This window comes from Promicromonospora sp. NPDC050880 (genome assembly GCF_044456525.1).
Lineage (GTDB): Bacteria > Actinomycetota > Actinomycetes > Actinomycetales > Cellulomonadaceae > Promicromonospora.
Genome location: NZ_JBITFV010000026.1, coordinates 36,447 through 57,897, shown reverse-complemented (window position 1 = coordinate 57,897; position 21,451 = coordinate 36,447). Strand labels below are relative to the sequence as shown.

The 21,451-nt window shown below is 73.8% G+C and carries 23 protein-coding genes; 5 read left to right on the top strand and 18 right to left on the bottom strand.

Going from position 1 to position 21,451, the window contains the following annotated elements; translation table 11 throughout:
- The first annotated feature begins 12 nt into the window (after positions 1–12).
- The gene (locus ACIBBF_RS24685) at positions 13–2,640 is read left to right on the top strand and encodes an ABC transporter permease (RefSeq protein ID WP_397418753.1); all 2,628 of its coding nucleotides are present in this window, start codon (positions 13–15) and stop codon (positions 2,638–2,640) included.
- Between the two features lie 129 nt (positions 2,641–2,769).
- Here ACIBBF_RS24685 and ACIBBF_RS24680 read toward each other — a convergent pair whose 3' ends face one another.
- The 5 genes from ACIBBF_RS24680 to ACIBBF_RS24660 are packed head-to-tail and all read right to left on the bottom strand — an operon-like array spanning position 2,770 to position 7,829.
- On the bottom strand, positions 2,770–3,879 hold the full coding sequence (locus tag ACIBBF_RS24680) for an enolase C-terminal domain-like protein (RefSeq protein ID WP_397418751.1): 1,110 nt from the start codon (positions 3,877–3,879) through the stop codon (positions 2,770–2,772).
- Between the two features lie 9 nt (positions 3,880–3,888).
- Positions 3,889–4,662 (bottom strand): IclR family transcriptional regulator, encoded by a 774-nt coding sequence (locus ACIBBF_RS24675; protein WP_397418749.1) that lies wholly within the window; start codon positions 4,660–4,662, stop codon positions 3,889–3,891.
- Positions 4,663–4,686: 24 nt separating this feature from the next.
- Positions 4,687–5,523 (bottom strand): carbohydrate ABC transporter permease, encoded by an 837-nt coding sequence (locus tag ACIBBF_RS24670; protein ID WP_397418747.1) that lies wholly within the window; start codon positions 5,521–5,523, stop codon positions 4,687–4,689.
- Position 5,524: 1 nt separating this feature from the next.
- Positions 5,525–6,499 (bottom strand): carbohydrate ABC transporter permease, encoded by a 975-nt coding sequence (locus ACIBBF_RS24665; RefSeq protein ID WP_397418745.1) that lies wholly within the window; start codon positions 6,497–6,499, stop codon positions 5,525–5,527.
- A gap of 1 nt (position 6,500) precedes the next feature.
- Complete coding sequence (locus tag ACIBBF_RS24660; protein WP_397418743.1) at positions 6,501–7,829, bottom strand: ABC transporter substrate-binding protein; 1,329 nt, start codon at positions 7,827–7,829, stop codon at positions 6,501–6,503.
- Positions 7,830–8,154: 325 nt separating this feature from the next.
- Here ACIBBF_RS24660 and ACIBBF_RS24655 point away from each other — a divergent pair, with 325 nt between their 5' ends.
- Complete coding sequence (locus ACIBBF_RS24655; protein ID WP_397418741.1) at positions 8,155–8,781, top strand: hypothetical protein; 627 nt, start codon at positions 8,155–8,157, stop codon at positions 8,779–8,781.
- Between the two features lie 84 nt (positions 8,782–8,865).
- Here ACIBBF_RS24655 and ACIBBF_RS24650 read toward each other — a convergent pair whose 3' ends face one another.
- Positions 8,866–9,780: a glycoside hydrolase family 43 protein gene (locus ACIBBF_RS24650; RefSeq protein ID WP_397418739.1), complete on the bottom strand. Its 915-nt coding sequence runs from the start codon at positions 9,778–9,780 to the stop codon at positions 8,866–8,868.
- Between the two features lie 152 nt (positions 9,781–9,932).
- Here ACIBBF_RS24650 and ilvD point away from each other — a divergent pair, with 152 nt between their 5' ends.
- Positions 9,933–11,636 carry a dihydroxy-acid dehydratase gene (gene ilvD, locus ACIBBF_RS24645; RefSeq protein WP_397418737.1) on the top strand — a complete coding sequence of 568 codons (1,704 nt, stop codon included), beginning with the start codon at positions 9,933–9,935 and terminating at the stop codon, positions 11,634–11,636.
- Between the two features lie 73 nt (positions 11,637–11,709).
- Positions 11,710–12,915, top strand: a complete 1,206-nt coding sequence (locus ACIBBF_RS24640; protein WP_397418735.1) for an MFS transporter — start codon at positions 11,710–11,712, stop codon at positions 12,913–12,915.
- Here the strand turns inward: ACIBBF_RS24640 and ACIBBF_RS24635 are convergent.
- The 12 genes from ACIBBF_RS24635 to ACIBBF_RS24580 all read right to left on the bottom strand — a co-directional run bounded on the left by ACIBBF_RS24635 (position 12,912) and on the right by ACIBBF_RS24580 (position 19,950).
- Positions 12,912–13,250, bottom strand: coding sequence for a hypothetical protein (locus tag ACIBBF_RS24635; RefSeq protein ID WP_397418733.1), 339 nt, complete (start codon positions 13,248–13,250; stop codon positions 12,912–12,914). The genes ACIBBF_RS24640 and ACIBBF_RS24635 overlap by 4 nt on opposite strands.
- Positions 13,247–13,885, bottom strand: a complete 639-nt coding sequence (locus ACIBBF_RS24630; protein ID WP_397418731.1) for a hypothetical protein — start codon at positions 13,883–13,885, stop codon at positions 13,247–13,249. Before ACIBBF_RS24630 ends, ACIBBF_RS24635 begins: the two co-directional genes overlap by 4 nt.
- Complete coding sequence (locus ACIBBF_RS24625) at positions 13,882–14,448, bottom strand: RNA polymerase sigma factor (protein ID WP_397418729.1); 567 nt, start codon at positions 14,446–14,448, stop codon at positions 13,882–13,884. Before ACIBBF_RS24625 ends, ACIBBF_RS24630 begins: the two co-directional genes overlap by 4 nt.
- A gap of 86 nt (positions 14,449–14,534) precedes the next feature.
- Positions 14,535–14,729, bottom strand: coding sequence for a CsbD family protein (locus tag ACIBBF_RS24620; protein ID WP_397418727.1), 195 nt, complete (start codon positions 14,727–14,729; stop codon positions 14,535–14,537).
- Between the two features lie 138 nt (positions 14,730–14,867).
- A complete protein-coding gene (locus ACIBBF_RS24615; RefSeq protein WP_397418725.1) occupies positions 14,868–15,473 on the bottom strand; it encodes a hypothetical protein in 606 nt (201 codons plus the stop codon).
- Positions 15,470–16,036, bottom strand: coding sequence for a hypothetical protein (locus ACIBBF_RS24610; protein WP_397418723.1), 567 nt, complete (start codon positions 16,034–16,036; stop codon positions 15,470–15,472). The genes ACIBBF_RS24615 and ACIBBF_RS24610 overlap by 4 nt, the downstream gene beginning before the upstream one ends.
- Positions 16,033–16,392, bottom strand: a complete 360-nt coding sequence (locus ACIBBF_RS24605; RefSeq protein WP_397418722.1) for a hypothetical protein — start codon at positions 16,390–16,392, stop codon at positions 16,033–16,035. The genes ACIBBF_RS24610 and ACIBBF_RS24605 overlap by 4 nt, the downstream gene beginning before the upstream one ends.
- Complete coding sequence (locus ACIBBF_RS24600) at positions 16,389–16,580, bottom strand: DUF2273 domain-containing protein (RefSeq protein ID WP_397418720.1); 192 nt, start codon at positions 16,578–16,580, stop codon at positions 16,389–16,391. The genes ACIBBF_RS24605 and ACIBBF_RS24600 overlap by 4 nt, the downstream gene beginning before the upstream one ends.
- Positions 16,577–17,017, bottom strand: coding sequence for an Asp23/Gls24 family envelope stress response protein (locus ACIBBF_RS24595; protein ID WP_397418718.1), 441 nt, complete (start codon positions 17,015–17,017; stop codon positions 16,577–16,579). Before ACIBBF_RS24595 ends, ACIBBF_RS24600 begins: the two co-directional genes overlap by 4 nt.
- 146 nt (positions 17,018–17,163) lie before the next feature.
- On the bottom strand, positions 17,164–17,718 hold the full coding sequence (locus ACIBBF_RS24590; RefSeq protein WP_397418716.1) for a gluconokinase: 555 nt from the start codon (positions 17,716–17,718) through the stop codon (positions 17,164–17,166).
- Positions 17,715–19,205, bottom strand: coding sequence for a GntP family permease (locus ACIBBF_RS24585; protein ID WP_397418714.1), 1,491 nt, complete (start codon positions 19,203–19,205; stop codon positions 17,715–17,717). The genes ACIBBF_RS24590 and ACIBBF_RS24585 overlap by 4 nt, the downstream gene beginning before the upstream one ends.
- Before the next feature lie 172 nt (positions 19,206–19,377).
- Positions 19,378–19,950, bottom strand: coding sequence for an AAA family ATPase (locus ACIBBF_RS24580; protein ID WP_397418712.1), 573 nt, complete (start codon positions 19,948–19,950; stop codon positions 19,378–19,380).
- A 185-nt stretch (positions 19,951–20,135) separates the two neighbouring features.
- On the opposite strand from ACIBBF_RS24580, the gene ACIBBF_RS24575 reads away from it, so the two are divergent.
- Complete coding sequence (locus ACIBBF_RS24575; RefSeq protein WP_397418710.1) at positions 20,136–21,431, top strand: glycoside hydrolase family 6 protein; 1,296 nt, start codon at positions 20,136–20,138, stop codon at positions 21,429–21,431.
- Positions 21,432–21,451 lie beyond the last annotated feature (20 nt).

Genomic DNA, 21,451 nt, shown 5'->3' with positions numbered 1-21,451 from the left:
AACGGGCGCGTGATGACCACCCCCACCACCCCCACCACCCGCTACCCCACCGCACGCCTCACCCTCGCCCAGATGCGCCGCAGCACCGGACGCCTCACGGCCGCCGGCGTCGCGATCCTGATCAGCACGGCGTTCGTCACCGTGACGCTGCTGGCCGGCGCCGTCATCAACGGCACCACCCACGACATGGTCGCGGCCGGGTACGCCCGGGCCGACGTCGTGGTCTCCACCCCCGAGACCGAGCCCGGCGGGTTCACCCCCGGCGACGTCGACTCCGTGGCCGCCCTCGACGGTGTCAGCGCCGTCCAGCCCGTGACCACCTGGTTCGGCGACCTGCGCAACGGGGGCAAGGGCGGCTTCCAGGCCTTCGCGCCGATCCCGGCCGACGACCGCCTCTCCCCGCTGGAGCTGGCCGACGGCGACTGGCCGTCCGCCGACGGCGAGGTGGCCCTGACCACGAGGGTCGCCGACCGCATGGAGGTCGGCGTCGGCGACACGGTCACGCTCACGCGCACCCTGTACCCCGAGGGCTGGGCCGACAGCACGGCCGACGACCCGGCCGCCGAGCTCGGCGAGCCGGAGGACGTCACGCAGGAGCTGACCGTGACCGGACTCGCCGACGACCCGTACGGGGCCTACACCCCCTACGGCGGCGCCGCCGCCGTGCCCGCCGCGACGCTCGACGCCTGGAACGCGGACGAGCCCTACCCGAACCCGGTCACCGAGCTGCTCGTCGCGCTCGACACCCCGCTCGACGGCGCCGCGGTCCCGGCCGACCTGCGCGAGTCCGTCACGGCAGCGACCGCCGGCGCGGGCGGCACGGTCTCCGTCCGGACCACCGAGGAGGTGGCGGCGGAGCAGACCGCCGAGCAGACCGGTGGCCAGGACCTCGTCTTCCTGGTGTTCGTGCTGACGTTCGCCGCCATCGCGCTGCTGATCGCAGCCATGGTCATCACCAACACGTTCCAGGTGCTGGTCGCCCAGCGGGTCCGCACGCTGGCGCTGCTGCGCTGCATCGGCGCGGGGGCGGGTCAGCTCTACCGCAGCGTGCTGCTGGAGGCCGCGATCCTCGGCCTCGTCGCGTCGGCGGCGGGCATCGTCGTGGGCGCCGGGCTCGCCCAGGTCGCCCTCCTCGTGGCGCCGTCGTTCGACCTCGGGGTGCCGCTCCCGGAGACCATCACGCTCACCTGGCAGGCGGTCGTGCTGCCGCTCGCCGTCGGCGCGGGCGTCACGGTGCTGGCCGCGCTGGCCCCGGCCCGCTCGGCCACCCGCGTCGCTCCGCTGGCCGCCCTGCGGCCGGCCGACGCCCCCACCCTGCGCGCCCGGACGGGCCGCGCCCGGCTCGTCATCTCGATCCTGTGCATGGTCGGCGGCTTCGCGGGCCTCGCGGTCGGCGTGGCGCTCGGGATGAACGGCTCCCCGCAGTTCGGGCTCGTCGCGGCCGTGGGCGGCGGATCGCTCGCGTTCTTCGGCGTCGTCCTCAGCGCCGTCCTCTGGCTGCCGCGGGTCGCGGCGGGCCTGGGCGGCCTGGTGTCGCGGACCGGCCCGGCCGCGCGCCTGGCCGTCGCCAACACGCTGCGCAACCCGCGGCGGACGGCGGCGACCTCCACCGCGCTTCTCATCGGCGTCACCCTCGTCACCATGATGTCGACCGGGGCGGCGAGCGCCCGGATGTCGGCCGACAGCCTGCTCGACGAGACGTTCCCGTACAACGTCAGCGCGTCGCCGTCCGACCCGAGGTACCTCCAGGACGTGCGCGACGCCGTGGCCGGCTCCGACGGGGTCACCGACACCGCGCTGGTGAGCAGCGCGACCGTCACGCTCGCCGGTACGCAGGACTCGGACGTCACGGCGGCCGAGCCGGACGACCTCGCGGCCGTCGTGAACGTGGGCGACGAGGCGCGGCGGCTGACCGACGGCACGGTCCTGCTGACCCAGGACGCCGCGGACTCGCTGGACCTGGCCTCGGGCGACCGCGCCACGGTCGAGGGGCCGGACGGTTCCGTCGACCTGACGGTCGTCATCACCACGGCGGAGCCGCTCAACCACATGATCACGGCCGCCGACCTGGCCCGGGTCACGGCAGAGGCGGACTGGACGGACGTCTGGGCGCACATCGACGGCTCGGATCCCGCGGCGGTGCTCACGGACGTGCAGGACGCCGTGGCCCAGGTGGACGGCGGGGCGTTCGTGATGGGCCCTGCGGCGCAGGCCGCGCAGTTCCGCCAGGTCGTGGACGTCATCCTCGGCATCGTGGTGGGCCTGCTCGCGGTGGCGGTCGTGATCGCCCTCATCGGCGTCACGAACACGCTGTCGCTGTCGGTGATCGAGCGCACCCGGGAGTCCGCGACCCTGCGGGCCATCGGGCTGAGCAAGGACCAGCTCCGCGGCATGCTCGCGGTGGAGGGCATGCTCATCGCCGGGGTCGGCGCGGTGCTCGGCATCGTGCTCGGGCTGGTGTTCGGCTGGTCGGGTGCGGCCACCGCGCTGTCGCTCATGGGCGACGTGCGGTACGCGGTGCCGTGGACGGACATCGCGCTGGTCCTGGGCATCGCCCTCGTCGCGGGCCTCCTCGCGTCGGTGGTCCCGGCGCGGGCGGCGGTCCGCACGTCGCCCGTGGCGGCGCTCGGCGTGGAGTGACGCGCAGGGCCCTGGGGCCGTGGCGGGGGGGGGGGGGGGGGGGGGGGGGGGGGGGGGGGCGGCGGGCGCCCCCCCCCCCCCCCCCCCCCCCCCCCCCCCCCCCACGTCTGTCGCACGGCGAGGTCGGGGTCAGGCCCGCACCGGGCGCAGGTGCCGCTCCTCGGGCACCGGGACGCCGAACCCCGGGCGGTCCCCCAGCCGCAGGACGCCGTCGGCGGGCGTGAGCAGCGCCGGGTCGACTCCCGCCACGGTGCCGGGCACGCCCTCGACCACCTCGACGTTGCCCAGCCCGGCGGCCAGGTGCGCGGCGTAGCGGGTCTTGAGCGGGCGGCCCCACGCGTGCGGCGAGCCGTGCACCCCGGCCGCGGCAAGGGTGGGCATGAGGCGGCGCCACGCCGTCAGGCCGTACGACATGACGTCCATGAGCAGCACGTCGATCGAGCCCGCGGCGGCCACCGGGAGCAGCGCGGCGACGTCGGGCGAGGTCTCGCCCTCCGCGATCCGGGTGCCCGGCGAGTGCGCGTCGAGCCAGGTGCGCAGCGCTGCCAGGTCGTCGGCGTCGTCGGGGAACGGTTCCTCCACCCAGTACAGGCCCACGTCGGCGACCGCCTCCAGGTAGGCGAGGAACCCGTCGCGGTCGTAGCCGTCGTTGGCGTCCACCAGGATGCGGGCGTCCGGGAACGCGTCGCGGACGGCGCGGGTCACCTCGATGTCGCGGGCGTCGCCCGCGGCGCGGGGCAGCCACCGGCTGCCCCGGCCGATCTTGAGCTTGAAGTCGCGGAAGCCGAGGGCGGCGTCGGCCCGGCACTCCTCGATCAGCACGCCGACGCCGCGCGGGGCGTCGTCCGGGTCGAGGTCGTCGAAGTAGACGGCGCCGTCGTAGACGGCGACGTCGGGTGAGCCGTGCCCGCCGAGCAGGGTGTGCACGGGTGCGTCCAGCACCACGCCGAGCAGGTCGTGCAGGGCGATGTCGAGCCAGTGCTCCGCGGCGTCGAGGATGCCCGTGGCGGGGTCGATCAGTTCCGAGAGCAGCCGGCCCTCGACCCGGCCGACGTCACCGGGCGGCCCCTCGAACAGCCCCCACCCCGTGCGGCCGTCGTCGGTGACCAGCACCGCGACGTGCGAGTCGGGGCCGTCGCCGTGGCTCCCGAGGCGGGCGTTGCGGCCCACGGTCCGGGGGTAGCGGGTCTCCAGCGAGGCGAGGCGGACGGAACGGATGCGCGGGTCTGCGGAGGCCATGGGGTCCAATCAGGGGAGGTCGGGAGGCGGCGCCGCGCCGAGCGCGGCGGACAGGCGCGCGGCGGTGCGCCGCACCGCCGTGACGATGGCGGGTTGTGCCGCGACGATGCGGTCGCGCGGCCCGGCCACGCTGATGGCGGCGACCGGTCGTTCGCCCGCGCCGCGGACCGCCGCGGCGACGCAGCGCACGCCGGGCTCGCGCTCGGCGTCGTCCAGCGCCCAGCCCGCCGTGCGGGTGCGGGCCAGGTCGGCGTGCAGCGCGGCCGGGGTGGTCAGGGTCGTCGCCGTGTACCCGGTCAGCGGGATGCGGTCGACCACGGCCTCGGCCTCGGCCTCGGGCAGCGCCGCCAGGTACGCCTTGCCCAGTGCGGAGGCGTGCAGCGGGGCACGGCTGCCGAGCTTCGAGACCACCTTGACCACCTGCGGCCCCTCCTCCTGCATCACGTAGCACATCTGGTCGTCGTCGAGAACGGCGATGAAGGCCGTCTCCTCCGTCTCGGCAACCAGCTCCCGCAACGGCTCCGGGCCCACGGTGTAGATGTCGAGCCCGTCCATCGCCTGCAGCCCGAGCCGCAGGACGACCGGCCCGGCACGCAGCTCGGTCTCCCCCACCAGGTACCCCCGCTCCCGCAGCGCACCCACGATGCGGTAGGCGGCGCTGCGGCTGAGCCCGAGGTCCGTGGCCAGGCGCTGGACGGTCGTGCCCGGCGCCGCCGCCACCCGTTCGACGATGTCCAGGCCGCGTGCGAGGGTTCCGGGGTTGCCGGTGCTCGTGTCGTTCACGCTGCCATTCTGCACGGCGCCCGCTCATCCCTTGAGGCCTGACCGGGCGACTCCGGCGATGACGAAGCGCTGCACGAACGCGAACAGGACCAGCACCGGGACGCTCGCGATGGCGGCACCGGCCATCACGGCGGGGAAGTCGGTGGCGTACGCCCCGCGCAACGTCGCCAGCCCGGCGGGCAGGGTGAGCCGGTCCGGGTTGAACAGCACGTACAGCGGCCAGAGGAAGTCGTTCCAGCTCCCGAGGAACGAGAGCAGCCCGAGCGTCGCGAGCGGCGCCCGCGACAGCGGCAGCACCACGCGGACGAAGATCTGCCACCGGTTGGCGCCGTCGATCAGCGCGGCCTCCTCCAGCTCCGCCGGGAGGCCCTGGAAGAACTGCACCAGGAAGAACACGCCGAACGCGCTGGCCGCCCCCGGCACCACCAGCGCCCACACGCTGTCGAGCCAGCCGAGCCCGTCGACGATCAGGTAGTTCGGCATGAGGAAGACGAAGCCGGGCACGAAGAGCGTGCCGATGATCAGCGCGAAGACCAGGCGACGGCCCGGGAACCGCATCCGCGCCAGCGGGTAGGCGGCCGCCGACGCCGTGGCGAGCACCAGGACGGTGTGCAGCACGCCCACGAGCACCGAGTTGCCGAGCCAGCGCAGCAGCGGCGCCTGCGCGTCGGCGAACAGCCGGGTGTAGCCCTCGACGGTGGGCGTCGGCGGGATCCACTGCGGCGGCAGGGCCGTGGCGTCGCCGGTCGTCTTGAACGACGTGGAGAGCATCCACAGCAGCGGGGCCAGGATGATCACGGACAGGATGAGGAGCGTCGCATAGAGCAGCAGGGTGCCCACGACGCCGCGGGTGGCCGGCACGTCAGCTCTCCTTCTGTCGCAGGAACAGGAAGTTCAGGGCACTGACGACGATCAGGAGCAGGGCGAGCAGGTAGCTCATGGCGGCGGCCAGGCCCATGCGGAACTGCTCCAGGCCCACCTCGGCGATGAACATGATGGCCGTGCGCGTCTCGTTGGACGGGTTGCCCGAGGTGAGCAGGTAGGACTGGCCGAACATGTTCGCCGAGGCGAGCACCGTCATCGTCAGCACGAAGAGGAGCACCGGACGCAGCTGCGGGATCGTGACGTGCACGAACCGCTGCCAGCGGTCGGCGCCGTCGACCTTGGCGGCGTCGTAGAGCGCCTCGTCCACGTTCTGCAGCCCCGCGAGGTAGACCACGGAGTTGAACCCCAGGGTCCACCAGACCGTCACGCCGACCAGGGAGACCCAGACCCAGGGCGTCGCCGTCAGCCAGGGCACCGCCTCGGTGACGCCGAGCTCGGCCAGGTAACCGTTGACCAGCCCGGTGTTGCCGTTGAGCAGGTACTGCCACAGCAGCCCGACCACGCTGACGCCGAGCACGTACGGGGCGAAGAAGACGGCCCGGAAGAGGGTGCGCCCGCGGAACCGCTGGTTGAGCAGGAGCGCCAGCCCGAGCGGGATCGCCATGAGCAGCGGCACCGACAGGAGCACGAACAGCCCGGTGGCCCGCATGCTCTCCCAGAACTGCTGCGCCACCAAGGCGTCCGGGGTGAACAGGTCGACGTAGTTCTGCAGGCCGACGAACGGCCGGTCCGGCAGGAAGAAGTCCCAGTTGTGCAGGCTCATCCAGATCCCGGAGACGGCCGGAGCCAGCACGAACGTGCCGAAGATCAGCAGGAACGGAGCCAGGAAGGCGTACGGCGTCCACGGGCGGGGCCGGTGGGGCGACGCCGGGCGGGCGGTACGGCGCGCGGCCGACGCGCCGGGGGCGGGCGAACCGCCGGTGCGGTGGTCCGGGGAGGCGACGGCGGTCATCTCAGCCCCTCCCGTACTTCTCGGCGTTCTCCTGCAGCAGGAAGGACGCCTGGGTCGTGGCGGTCTCCAGGGCCGCACGAGGGTCGTCGAGCGAGAGCAGCGCGTCGCCGATCGCCGGGTACAGGACGGTGGTCTGCACCTCCGCGATCCCCGGTACCAGCGGGTAGAACCGGATGCGCTCGACCCCTTCGGCCACGTGTGACTGCGCTGTCAGCTCAGCCAGCTCGGGCGAGTCCAGGATCGGGAGGCGGGCCGGGACCGGCCCCGCGGTGGCCCACCCGATCGAGTTCGCGAGGATCCAGCCGAGGAACGTGACGACGGCGGCGAGCCGGCCGGCGTCGAACCGCGGCTGGCGGGCCACCACGAACTGGTGCGAGCCGGAGAACGCCGCCCGACCGGTGCCGATCTGCGGCAGCGGGGCCACGTCCCAGTCGAGCCCGTCCACCGATCCGAGGTCGTTGATCAGGGCGCCGGGGCCACCCCAGAGGAACGCGTTCTGGTCGTTCTTGAAGGCCATCGAGGCGTCCGAACCGCTCACGTCCCGCGGGCTCCAGCCGGCCCGGACGAGCGACTGCTGCCACGTCAGGGCCGCCACGCCGGCCGCACCGGCGAACGTCGCGGTGCGTCCGGCGGCGTCGTAGTGCTCGCCGCCGAACTGCCACAGCAGGGAGTCGAAGCCGCGGCCCACCCCCTGCGGGTCGACGGCGGGCAGCCAGTGGCCCTTGACCCCGGCCGACGCCAGCGCGTCGAGAGCGTGCTCGTACGCGGCACGGTCGGCCGGCGGCGCGTCCGGGTCCAGCCCGGCCCGCTCCAGCACCCGGCGGTTGTAGAACAGCGAGTCCGGCCACATGTCCAGCGGCAGCGACCAGCGCCGGTCGCGGTAGACGCCCGAGTCCCAGACGACCGGGAGGTAGTCGGCCTCCGCGAGACCGACGGTGCCGAGGATCTCGTCGAGGGGCATGATCACCTTCCGCGCGGCGTTCGTCGCCACCTGGAAGTTGTGCATGAGCGCGAAGTCCGGGGCCAGCCCGCTCGTGACGGCGGCCGGGAACTTCTGGTAGAAGTCCGCCCACGGCAGGGCGTACATCTCGATCCGGATGCGCGGGTGGGCCCGCGTGAACTCGGCGATCAACGTCCGCATCACCGGGCCGTCCCCTCCGGTGAGCCCGTTCCAGAACGTCAGCGTGACCGGCGGGCCGTCATAGACCACGGGTACGCGCGGCAGCCGTGCCGAACCGACCGTCGGCGCGCAGCCGGCGAGCGCCGCGACGCCCGCGAGACCGGCCACGCCGGCCGCCCGTAGCACGGCGCGGCGCGTGAGCGTACTCATCTCCACGTCTCCACCCCATCGTGTTGACTGTCCCGTTCATCGGGACGCGTGTGTCGATGAGCGGGACACTACTGGAGACGGCGCGGCGTGGTCAACGCCCTGCCGCTGCCCTGTCGCTCCCCTGCCGCCGCCTTGTCGCTCCCCTGCCGCTGCCCTGTCGCTCCTCTGCCACCGGCCCGCGGCCGCCCGCAGCCGGTCGCGAGCCGGGGGTGCCGGGACGGAAGGACGGGACCGCCGCACCCTTGACCTCCGGCCGTCGGCGGCGGAACGTGGACAGGGACGGCGGCGCCGTCCGGGGCGCTGCTCCGAGCACGAGGAGTTCGTCATGTACATCCGCACCACCGAGGTCCGGGGCGACCCGGCCGACATCGACGACGGCCTGCGGCTCGTCCGGGAGGACATCTTCCCGGCCGTCTCCGCGATGGACGGCTGCGTGGGCATGTCGATGCTGATCGACCGCGAGTCCGGTCGTTGCGTCACGACGACGGCGTGGTCGTCCGAGGACGCGATGACGGCGAGCGCGGCAGCCGTACGCCCGCTGCGCGACCGCATGGAGCGTGCCCTGGGCAGCACCTCCGGCAGGTACGTGCACGAGTGGGAGGTGGCCGTCGTGCACCGCGACCACCCCACGCCCGACGGCGCCTGTGCCCGCCTCACCTGGCTGAGCGGGGCGCGCGACCGGGTCGACGACGCGATCGACCTCTACCGCATGACCGTGCTGCCGCAGATCCAGGACCTGGACGGGTTCTGCAGCGCCAGCCTGATGGTCGACCGGAACACCGGCCGGGTCGTCAGCACGGTGGCGTTCGACAGCCGCGCCGCCGTCGAGGCCGGGCGCGAGATCGCGGCGGGCATCCGCGAGCGCGTGGTCGGCGAGCTCGGCGCCATGGTCGACGGGGTCGAGGAGCTGGAGGTCGCGTTCGCCCACCTGCACGTGCCCGAGATGGCGTGACCTCTGAGGCGGGTGCCCGGTCGGTCCGAGCGCCCGTCAGTCCGAGCGCCCGTCAGTCCGAGCGCCCGTCAGTCCGAGCGCCCGTCAGTCCAGGGCCACCTCGGCGCGGGGCCCGTGCAGCACCGGCCGGTCGGCCCCGTCGTCCGGCGACGGCTCGAACGTGAGCTCGGTGAGCCACGTCTGCCGTCCCGGTTCCGGCGCGCCGACCGCGCCGGGCGGCCACGCGTGGTGCACGTACCAGGTGCGGCCGTCCCGCTCGACCACCATGCCGTGGCCGGGCCCCGCGGCCAGCTCGTTGGTCGCCATGATCGGGCCGTCCAGCGGCTTGACCCAGGGTCCGGTGACGGCGTCCGCCACGGCGTAGCCCACGCCGTACCGGTCGGACGCGAACCCGTTGCCCGAGTAGAACAGGTAGTAGCGGCCGCCGTGCGGCCACACGTACGGCCCCTCGACCAGGTCGCCCTCCCACTCCTGGTCCTGCTTGAGGATGCGCAGCGGCTCGCCCTCCAGCCGCAGCCCGTCGTCGGACAAGCGCTGCACGTAGATCCAGGTGTCGACGCCCACGTGGTTGCCGTCGTTCTTCCACAGCAGCCAGCGCACGCCGTCGGCGTCGGTGAACGGCGAGGCGTCGATGGAGCCGCCCTCGTGGTCCTGGCACAGCAGGGGCCGCTCGGCGTGGTCCCGGAACGGGCCCTGCGGGGCGTCGGCCACGGCCACGCCGACTGCCTGCACGTCCGTCACCCGGTCGTGGGCCGTGTAGTAGGCGACGTACCGCTCCCCCGCGACCGCCACCTCCGGAGCCCAGTTCAGCCCCGGCTCGACCCACGGCGCGAGGTCCGGCATGCCGTCGCCCACCTCTGCCCAGCGGACGAGGTCCGCCGACCGCAGCACGGGCATCGTGCCGTTCGTGTTCCTGGTCGCGTACGCCCAGTAGGTCCCGTCGACCTCCAGGACCGCGGGGTCGGGGAAGTTGGTGAGGTACACAGGGTTCGTCGCCATCGTCGTGCCTGCCTCCGTGCTGCTCGGTGCGTGCTCGTGTGCTCGGGTGCTGCCGGCACGACACCGTACCCGCCGCGAGGCGGCGGGCCGGGACGGTGGACGCCGGGCGCGCCGGGACGGCGGACGCCGGGCGCGCCGGGCAGAATGCAGGGATGAGCGACAACCCCCCGGTCGACATCAAGCCCCGCTCCCGCCAGGTCACCGACGGTCTGGAGGCCACCGCGTCCCGCGGGATGCTCCGCGCCGTCGGCATGGGCGACGAGGACTTCGCCAAGCCCCAGGTCGGCGTCGCGAGCTCGTGGAACGAGATCACGCCGTGCAACCTGTCGCTCGACCGCCTGGCGCAGGCGACCAAGGCGGGCGTGCACGCCGCCGGTGGCTACCCGCTCGAGTTCGGCACCATCTCGGTCTCCGACGGCATCTCGATGGGCCACGAGGGCATGCACTTCTCGCTGGTGTCCCGCGACATCATCGCCGACTCCGTGGAGACGGTGATGCAGGCCGAGCGCCTGGACGGCTCGGTGCTGCTGGCGGGGTGCGACAAGTCGCTGCCCGGCATGCTGATGGCGGCCGCCCGCCTGGACCTGTCCAGCGTGTTCCTCTACGCGGGCTCGATCATGCCGGGCTGGGTCAAGCTCACCGACGGCAGCGAGAAGCAGGTCACCATCATCGACGCGTTCGAGGCGGTCGGGGCCTGCGCGCGCGGGCTGATGAGCCAGGAGGACGTCGACCGCATCGAGCGGGCGATCTGCCCGGGCGAGGGCGCGTGTGGCGGCATGTACACCGCGAACACCATGGCGTCGGCGGCCGAGGCGCTGGGCATGTCGCTGCCCGGCTCGGCCGCGCCGCCGTCGGCCGACCGCCGCCGCGATGCCTGGGCGCACCGGTCCGGCGAGGCCGTGGTGAACCTGCTGCGCCAGGGCATCACCGCGCGCGACATCCTGACCAAGGAGGCGTTCGAGAACGCGATCGCCGTGGTGATGGCGTTCGGCGGGTCCACCAACGCCGTGCTGCACCTGCTCGCCATCGCCTACGAGGCCGAGGTGGACCTCACCCTCGACGACTTCTCCCGGATCGCGGACCGCGTGCCGCACCTGGGCGACCTCAAGCCCTTCGGGCAGTACGTGATGAACGACGTGGACCGGATCGGCGGCGTGCCCGTGGTCATGAAGGCGCTGCTGGACGCCGGGCTGCTGCACGGCGACGTCATGACCGTCACGGGCCGCACCATGGCCGAGAACCTCGCCGACATCGCCCCGCCCGACCCGGACGGCAAGATCCTGCGGGCGCTGGACAACCCGATCCACCGGACCGGTGGCATCACGATCCTGAACGGCTCGCTCGCCCCGCAGGGCGCCGTCGTGAAGTCGGCGGGCTTCGACTCCGACGTCTTCGAGGGCACGGCGCGCGTGTTCGAGCGGGAGCGGGCGGCGCTGGACGCGCTGGAGGACGGCACCATCCAGGCCGGCGACGTCGTGGTCATCCGCTACGAGGGCCCCAAGGGCGGGCCGGGCATGCGCGAGATGCTCGCCATCACGGGCGCCATCAAGGGTGCAGGCCTGGGCAAGGACGTGCTGCTCATCACGGACGGCCGGTTCTCGGGCGGCACGACCGGCCTGTGCGTGGGCCACATCGCCCCCGAGGCCGTGGACGGCGGCCCCATCGCCTTCGTGCGTGACGGCGACCGCATCCGCCTCGACGTCGCGGCCAAGACCCTCGACGTGCTGGTGGACCCGGCCGAGCTGGAGCTGCGCCGCGCGGGCTGGGCGCCGCTGCCGCACACGTACACGCGCGGGGTGCTGGCCAAGTACTCCAAGCTCGTGCAGTCCGCGTCGACGGGCGCCGTGCTGGCGTAGCGCGGGCGGGCGGGCCTGACCATTCCGTGGACACAGATCGTTGCCGTGGCTAACTATCTGGCAGGATGGCAGCGTGGCGGACGACCCAGGAGACCCAGCAGGCGAACCTGAGTTCCGTTTCCGGGACATCGCCGCCGTGGCCTACCTGCCGTCCGTGGTCAGCTCGCTCGGGCACGGCGCCGTCATGCCGATCCTCGCGATCCACGCGGGCGACCTCGGGGCCGGCACGGCACTGGCCGCCTTCGTGGTCGCCCTGCTGGGCATCGGGCAGCTCGCCAACTCCCTGCCGTCGGGCGCGCTGGTGGCCCGGCTCGGCGAGCGTCGCACCCTGGTCATCGCCGGGCTCGTCGACGCCGCCGCCATGCTGGCCGCCTTCCTCGTGCCGTCCGTCTGGCTGCTGTGCGTGGCCGTGTTCGTGAGCGGCATGAGCTGGACGGCGTTCCTGCTCGCCCGCCAGGGCTTCCTCATCGACGCCGTGCCGATCAGCCACCGGGCGCGGGGCATGGCGCTGCTGGGCGGCTCGATGCGCCTGGGCATCCTCATCGGCCCGCTGCTCGGGGCGCTGCTGATCCACTTCCTCGGGGTCCGGTCGGTGTTCGTGCTCGCGGCCTGCGCGTCACTGGTCTCGGCGCTGATCGTGACGCGCATGCCGGACTTCGGCCGGGTGGCGCGCGGTGTCACGCCCCTGCCCGTGCGCACCGTGCTCTGGGAGCACCGGCGCACCCTGCTGACCCTCGGCGTCGCGGTCATCATCATCGGCGCCTCCCGCTCGGTGCGCACCGGCCTGCTGCCGCTGTGGGCCGACCACGTGCACATCTCGGCAGCCGTCGTCTCGCTGCTCTTCGCGGTCGCCGCCACGATCGACATCCTGCTCACCCTCCCGGGCGGCTGGCTGCTGGACACCCGCGGCCGCAAGGTGGTGGCCGTCCCCGTGGTGCTCGCGGTGGGCATCGGCTGCCTGCTGCTGCCCCTGACCGACTCGGCGATCGGCGTCGGCCTCGTCATGGCGGTGATCGCGCTCGGCAACGGCCTGGGCTCCGGCATCGTGATGACGCTCGGCGCCGACGTGGCCCCGGTAGAGGGCCGCGCGCAGTTCCTCGGCGGCTGGCGGCTCTGCGGCGACATCGGCAACACCGGCGGCCCGCTGCTCGTCTCCGCGGTGGCCGCCGTCGCGCCCCTGGCCGCCGCACCCGTGGTGATCGGCGTGCTCGCGCTGGCCGGGACGATCTGGGTGGGGCACTGGACCGGCAAGGCGGACCGGGACCGCAGGGGCGGCTAGGCGCCCTCGACGTGGACCACCGTGAGCACGATCTCGGCATCGGGCACGTCGTGGTCCGTGAGCAGCCCGCGGACCGTCTCGTGCGCCGCGAGCGCCGTCGCCCGCGCGCCCTCGGTGCCGTGCACGCCCAGGGCGATGTCCACGCGGATGCCCGTCCCGGCCTCCCGGACCAGGACGAGCGGGGCGTCGTCGTCCCGGAGCCCGAGACGGCGGGCGCCGGCGTCGAGCACGTTCGAGACCAGCGACCCGGGGCCGTAGAGGTCGGCGACCCCCGGGGTCGCCCGCAGCGCGGCCTCGATCTCGGCCGCGACCCGTACGTCGTGTGCCACGTTCATCGGTGCGTCTCCTCGGTTCCCGGGTGGAGCGGCCCCACGTCGCGGACGGTGATGTCGACGGTAGTGACGTTCAGGTCGGTGTGCAGCGCGAGGCGGGCGCCGATCTCGGTGCGCAGCTGCTCGACCAGCGGGACGATCGGCCGGCCGTACGGCACGCTGACCTCGACCAGGACCCGCACGGGGGCACCGGGCACGGTGACGTCCCCGTCGAAGCGGCACCGCCCGACCACGACGCCGGGTACCTGGTTCTCGACGGCCCGCACGAGGCCCCGGACCGCGCCCTCGGTGATGCCCAGGTCCGCGGCGGGATCGACGGCCGGGTCGGGGCCCGGCAGCGGGATGCGGCGTCCGGCGTGCGCGTCCAGGGCGATTCCGCCGAGGACGCGGCGCACCCACCCGTCGTCGGCCTCCGGCTCGGCGGCGGTGTCGGCGGCGATCAGCGCGGGCGTGAGCCCGTGGAGCCGTTCGAGGGCGTCGAGCGCCAGCCGGCAGGCCGGGGACCCCTCGATCGAGGGGTCGGGCGGGGTGCGGCCCGCCTCCAGGTAGTCGGTCAGCTCCTCGAGGGTGTGGCCGTCGAGGTGCTCCGGCTCGAGGTCGAGCGGACGAAGGTCTGGTCGGTCGTCACCGGATGTCATCGCCATTCCTCCATCCGCACGATGATGTGCTTGCGTGCACGGGCCAGCAGCCCTCTGACGGTGCTCACGGGCACGTCCATCTCCTGCGCGATCTCGTCGTAGGAGTATCCACCCACCTCCCGGAGCACCCAGCACTGCCGCTCGGCGTCGGCGAGGCGCCCGACGGCCTCGGCCAGTGCGTCGACGCCGGCCCGCGCCTCGGCGACGCGGGGCGGTGATGCGTGCGCGGGCGCGGCGGGCTCGACGAGGTCGACGTCGACGTGCGGCCGGCTCGCGCGGATGCGGTCGACGGCCTTGCGGCTGACGATCCGCATGAGCCAGCTCTTGACGCGCGCCGGCTCGTCGAGCTCGGGCAGCCGCTGCCAGGCGGTCACGAAGGCCTCCTGCACGATGTCGTCGACGTCCGCACCGGAGTTCAGGATCCGGCGGGTGTAGGCCCGCATCATCGGTGTGTACCGGCGCACGAGCACCGCGAACGCGGTGACGTCGCCGTCGGCCGCGCGACCCGCGACGATGCGGTCGTCCGCCTGGTCGAGCAGAGCCGGACCGTGTTCCGCCCCCATCCCAGCCCCCTTGTGAGTACGTCCTGCGTGGTGCGGTCCCGCGGCTCGGGGCGGGGTCGCTCGCGACCCCGCCCCGTGCGCGGCACTCACTTCCGGAAGGCGTCCTTGACGTTCTCCGCGGCGTCCTTGACGTGCTCCGCCGCGTCCTTGAGCTGCGCCTTGGCCCGGTCGGCCGTGCCCTCGGCGGCGAGCTCGTCGTCACCCGTGGCCTTGCCGAACGACTCCTTCGCCCTGCCGACGGCCTCGTCGGCGGCGTTCCTGATCTTGTCTCCTGCGCTCATGTCTCTTCCTCTCCTCCTGGTCCCCCGGCGGGGAACCGAGCTCGTGGACATCTCACGGGCGCTTCCGCGCCCAGCCTCTCCCCGGACGCGACCTCCCGCTCCCGGAGACGGCGGACGGATGCCGTGCGCCCCGGGGGCTCACCGCACCCGGCCGGCCGGACGCAGACCGTCCAGCCAGCTCCGGTCGGACAGGTGCACCAGGACCGGGATCCGGATCCCGGCCAGCTCGTCCCAGGTGTCGACGGCCTCGCGCGCCGCGGTCAGGACCCGCGACAGGTCGGCGCCACGGCGGACGGTGACCGCCAGGCCGATCGTCTCGACGCCCCGCACCCGGTGCACCCGCGTGCGGGCGCCGAGCACGTCGGGCCGCTCCGCCAGCACCTCGGAGAGCATCGCCGCGGCGACGTCCCGGTCGACGCGGGTGCTGCCGTCGTCGCCCGCGAGCCGGAGCACCGTGGTGGTGCCGCCACGGCCACGCGTGGCGACGAAGACCACCAGCAGCACGGCCAGGAGCACCGCGGCACCGAGCGCGACCAGGGTCGCGCCGGGAGCACCGCCGACCGAGGGCAGCCCCTCCGCGGACTCCCCGGCCTGGGCCAGCCAGCGCCGGGCCGGTTCCGGCGGCGTCCACCCGGAGCGCCCCGGCGCGGCCGCCGTCAGCACCGCGGCCGTACCGGCGGCGGCCAGGAGCAGCCCGCACACCAGGAGCAGCGCCCGGTTCAGGACCCTGCTGCCGGACCTCATGAGACCACCCCCTGCGGCGCGACGGTCAGCCGCGCCGTGGTGGTGAAGCCGACCCTTGCCACGGCGTCCGCCGCGGCCTCGGTCGCGGCGGCGTGGTCGACGGGGACGCCGCTGGTCGGCGTCACCCGCACGGTGGTGCGCCGCCGTCCGACGGTGGCCGACACCTGCCGCGGGTCGACCCCGCAGCGGGCGGCCACCGCGTCCGCGACCGCGTCGGCGAGCACACCGTCGTCGACCAGCACCGCCAGGCGGTCGGCGCTGCGCGCCCGCCGGGGCAGGCGGCCCGGCAGCACCGCCAGGGCGATCAGCACGAGCGCCAGGACCAGCGCCACGGCCCCGGCCGTCGTCAGGGCCACCCGGTCACCCGTCACGGACGACGCCGTGCCCAGCCAGCCCCCGATCGCGTCACGCGACCCGGGCGCCGCGAACCACCACGCGCCCACGCCGGCCACCGCCACCATCACCACCGCGAGCACCGACGCGACGGCCACCGCCGCGCCGGTGCGCGAGGAGTGCGTCTCCCGGCGCAGCACCCACCGGTGCACGCTCCGCTCGTCCCTCATGACACCCTCCGTGCTGTCGTCACCCGTGTGCCGGTCCGCCGCACGCCCGAGTAGCGCACGTCGACGACGTCGACCCGGCGCCCGGCCAGGTCACGCATGCCGTCGATGACGTGCTGCCGCAGGGCGGCGCCGCGGTCGGCGATCGATCCCGTCAGGTGCGGGGCGACGGTGACCGGTACGGTCACCGTGACCTTCAGCACCCCGCCGGCATCGGCGAGCCGCACCACGACCTCCCGCTGCGCGGCGTGGGCCGCGTCGCGGACGAGGCCCACGGCAAGGTGCTCCAGGGCCCGCGCGCTGATCCGCGTCCTGCCGGGCACGTCCCGGACCGGCACGTCCTGCGCCTCGCCGGTCATGACGACGAGCGCCTGCCTCCGAACGCCTCCGAGAGCGCCCGGAGGTCGAGCCGTCCCTCGGCCACCCGGCCCGCCGCAGCGCCGACCAGCATGGCGAGGGCGACGAGCACGAACGCACCGAAGCCGAGCACGATCCAGGTCAGCGCGAGCACCGCGCCGGCCGCCGCGCCGATCACGGGGGTGCTCACCGGACCCGGCCTTCCGTGGTCTCGGTGTCCTGGTCGCCCTCGGAGGCCAGGTGCACGTCGTTCACGGTCACGTTCACCTCGGCGACCTCCATGCCGACCAGGTCACGCATCGCCTGGTAGACGGCGGCACGCACCTCGTCAGAGACCTTCTGCAGCGCCACCGGGTACTCCGCCACGATCGTGACGTCGACGGCGACCTCCGTCTCCCCCACCTCGACGCTGATCCCCTGGGTCAGGTCGGTGGAGTTGAGCGCGTCACGGATGGTGCCGACCACGCGCGCCGCGCCACCGCCGAGCGCGTAGACCCCGCTGACCTCCCGCGCGGCGATGCCGGCGATCTTCGCGACCACCCCGTCCTCGATGGTGGTCCGGCCGTCGAGCCGGGTGCTCGTGTCCGTCTGGGCCTTCGGCTGGGTACCGCCCGCTACGTTCGCCATGATGTCGTCCTCCCACTGTCCGCACGTCGCATCCGGCGTGGATGCGAGCCGCTCCGACCAAGCGACACCACTGAGACGGGTGCCGGCGCGAGTTCGTCACAAACTCGTGGCGAGGGAGGTGCGGGAGGATCCTGAGCGGGGGTGGGTCAGGCCGGTTCACCAGGCCGGACGGCGGCCAGGGCCGCCGCCACGACCTCGTCCACGGGCCGGGTGTCGTCGACCACGACGCCCCGCTCGCCGGCCTCCAGCGGCTCCAGGGTGTCGAGCTGTGACCGCAGCAGGGAGGGCGGCATGAAGTGGGTGCGGCGCCTCATGCGCTCCAGCAGCACGTCGGACGGCGCGTCGAGGTGCACGAAGAACAGGCCCGCGTACCCCTCGCGCAGCCAGTCCCGGTAGCGGCGGCGCAACGCGGAGCACGCCGTCACGGAGGTCTCCCCGGCGGCATCGAGCCGGGCGATCTCACCGGCCAGGGCGTGCAGCCAGGGGCGGCGGTCGTCGTCGTCCAGCGGGATGCCCGCCGACATCTTGTCGATGTTGACCCGGGGATGGAACGCGTCGCCCTCGACGAACACACCGCCCAGCGCGCCCGCGAGCGCCCGTCCCACGGTCGTCTTGCCGGTCGCCGTGACACCCATGACGACGACGTGCCGCACGACGCCGGCGGGCGCGCCCCCGCCCTGCGAGCCGGTCACCTCGGTCACCCGGTCACCGGCCACAGCAGGGCGGCGAGCAGGAAGACGACGAGCCCGAGGGTGGTCTCCAGGACGGTCCACGTCTTGAGCGTCGTGCGGACGTCCATGCCGAAGAACCGGCTCACGAGCCAGAACCCGGAGTCGTTCACGTGGGACAGGACGGTGGCGCCGGCCGCCACGGCGAACACCAGGAGCGTGATCCTGAGGTCGCTGAGGCCCTCGGCCGCCACCTGCGCGGAGATCAGCCCGGCCGTGGTCGTGAGGGCGACCGTGGCGGAGCCCTGTGCGACGCGCAGGACCGTCGAGATGACGAACGCCTGCAGCAGGAGCGGCAGCCCGAGGTCGGACAGCGAGTCGGTGAGCGCCGAGCCGATGCCGCTGGCGCGCAGCACACCGCCGAACATCCCGCCTGCGCCGGTGATGAGGATGATCGAGCAGATCGGCCCGAGGGCGTCGTCGAGGACGGCGTTGGCGCGGCCCATGGTGAACCGTCCGGGTGCGAGCGCCGCGAGGGCGACGAGCACGGTGATCAGCAGCGCGATCGGCGTCTGCCCGACGAGGACGAGAGCGTTCGCCCACCCGGCCTCCTCGGCGACGGCCCCGGCCTTGACGAGGGTGTCCACGACGGTGTTGAGCGAGATCAGCACCAGGGGCAGCAGCAGGATGAGCAGGACGGTGCCGAACCGCGGCGGGGCCTGGGTCGCGGTGGCGGTCGTGCTGCCACCTCCCGCGCCGGCACCGCCCGCGCCGGCACCTCGTGCGCCGGCATTTCCTGCGCCGGGGCCGCCCGAGCTGCCGTCCGCGACGTCGTCGCGGCCACCGTTCATCCGGCCGAACACCGCGTCCGGGATGTCGATGACGTACCGGAGGCTCAGGTAGCGCGCCACGTAGTAGCCGCCGATGAACCAGGCGAGGACCGCGACGGGGATGCCCAGGAGCAGGGTGAGCCCGATGTTCCCGTCCAGCTCGGCGGCGGCGGCGACCGGCCCGGGATGCGGCGGGACCACGCCGTGCATGACGCCGAAGGCCCCGGCCGTCGGCAGCCCGTAGCGCAGGATGCCGCCGCCGAACCGCCGCGCGACGGTGAAGATGATCGGCAGGAAGACCACGAGGCCGGCGTCGAAGAAGATCGGCAGCCCGAAGATGAGCGCGGCGACGCCGAGCGCGAGCGGGGCGCGTTTCTCGCCGAACCGGGCGATGAGCGTGTCGGCCAGGACCTGTGCGCCGCCGGTGATCTCCAGCAGCCGCCCCACCATCACGCCGAACCCGACCAGCAGGGCCACCGAGCCGAGCGTCCCGCTGAACCCGGTCAGCAGCGCATCGGGGATGTCGGCGACCGGGATCCCGGCGGCGACCGCGGTGAGCAGGCTGACGAGCACGAGCGCGACGAACGCGTGGAGCTTGAAGCGGATGATCAGGAGCAGGAGCAGGGCCACCGCCGCGGCGGCGACGAGCAGCAGGGTCCCGGCCCCGTAGACGGGTTCGATCTCGGTCACGACCGCCTCCTCGCGGTGGGACTTGCCTGGACGACCCGCACGACCCTACAGGGTGAAATGCCCCGGGGGACAGCACCGCCGCAGGTCAGCGGGCCACGTGCGGCGGACCTCGTCGAGACCATGCTCGCCGCCGCCTCGGCCGCCGGTTCCTGAGACCGGCCCACCGTCCCGGTCAGGCGCCGCCGCGACCCCGGGCACCGGTCCACCCGGCGGCCGCCAGCAGGGTCTCGACGGTCCGCTCGGCCGACGACGCGGCGTCGACGACGATCTCGCCGTCGATGCCCAGCCGGTCGTCCGGGTCGAACCACTCGGCCATCTGCTCGGGCGTGAAGTCGGCCACCTGCGGCCGCGTCTCGTGCCGGCGCAGGGTCTCGTCCCATGGCACGTCCAGGTAGGCGCACACCGTGCGGCCCCTGTGGTCCGTGAGCAGGTCGCTGAGCATGGTCCCGTAGTGGTCGGCCGCGAGGATGCCCTCCAGCACGACCGAGTACCCGACACCGAGCGCGTGGCGCACCACGGTGTCGATGAGCCCGATGTTCGGCGCGCCGGCCGTGTCCTTCTCCCACATCAGGGTGCGGCGGAGGTAGTCCTGCTCGACGAGCGCCGTTCCCCGGCCCATGCGCCGCCGCACCGCGCGGGCGACCGTGGACTTGCCGGCCCCGGAGGGGCCACGCACCACGACCAGACAGGTCTCCGTGCTCCCGGCGCCGGGTCCCCCGGCTGCCGCACCTCCGCTCCCGGCCACGGCCGAGACCCTACCCGCCACCCGATCACGACGCCGGGAGACCTTGACACGGTCGGCCGCCGCCCCGGACCATGGTCCGACTGGGAGCGCTTCCACATTCTTCCAGTTCTGTGCAGACCCGCATGCAGCACAGCATCGCGACGAACACGCAACGACGCGTTCGCAGAGACCTCGGGAGACCCCGCATGACACGACCGACCCCTCGGCGCCGGCTCACCGCCGCGCTGACCGTGTGCGCTCTCGGCGCCGCCCTGCTCGGCGGCGGCCCGGCCTGGGCGAGCAACGACGTCCTCGCCCCTGGGACCACGATCTTCAACGACCCCCACAGCTCCACGAAGGAGGCAGCGCACGAGCTGCGCGGACAGGCCAGGCGGGACGCGCTGCTGCTGAGCAAGATCCCCAGCTCCACCTGGTTCACGGACGGCAGCCCCGCCGAGGTGGAGCGGGACGTCCGCAAGCTCGTCAAGCGCACCGGCACCAAGGTGCCCGTGCTGGTCGCGTACAACATCCCGTTCCGCGACTGCGCGCTCTACTCGGCCGGCGGCGCCCGCGACGTGGCGGAGTACAAGGCGTGGATCGACGGCTTCGCGGCCGGCATCGGCCGCGAGAAGGTCGCCGTCGTCCTGGAGCCGGACGGGCTCGGCGTCATCCCCTGGTACACCACGCTGGACGGGCAGCTCGAGCGGTGCCGGCCGCCGGAGTACGACCCCGAGACCACCGGCCGGGACGCCGCCGCGGAGCGCTTCGAGATGCTCAACTACGCGGTCGACCGCCTCAAGGAGCAGCCGAACGCCGTCGTGTACCTCGACGGCACGAACACGTCGTGGCTGAACGTGGGCGAGGCCGCCGACCGCCTGGTCAAGGCCGGCGTCGAGCGCGCGGACGGGTTCTTCCTGAACGTGTCCAACTACGAGTTCACCGAGAACAGCGTCGCGTACGGCACCTGGATCTCCCGGTGCATCGCCTACGCCACGCAGGTGGCGCCGGGCGACTACGCGAGCTGCGGCAACCAGTACTGGAGCGGCGGCCCGGCGAACGACTGGACCGGCGTGACGCTGTCCAACCAGGGCATCTGGAGCCCGACGGCGACCGACCCGGCGCTGAACACCGCGGGCATCGACTCGCGGTACGACGCCGCGCTCGGCGACGTCGAACCCACCACGCACTTCGTCGTCGACACCAGCCGCAACGGCCGGGGCGCCTGGGCCGCGCCGGCAGGCGTCTACCCCGACGCCGAGACGTGGTGCAACCCGCCGGACCGCGGCCTGGGCCTGCGGCCGACCACCGACACCGGCAACGAGCTCGTCGACGCCTTCCTGTGGATCAAGATTCCCGGGGAGTCCGACGGCGAGTGCTTCCGCGGCCTCGGCGGACCGGAGGACCCCGAGCGCGGCATGGTCGACCCTCCCGCCGGGCACTGGTTCCCCGAGCAGGCACGCGAGCTGATCGAGCTCGCCCAGCCCCCGCTGCGCCACCCCTGACGGCCGCTACCGGCCGGCAC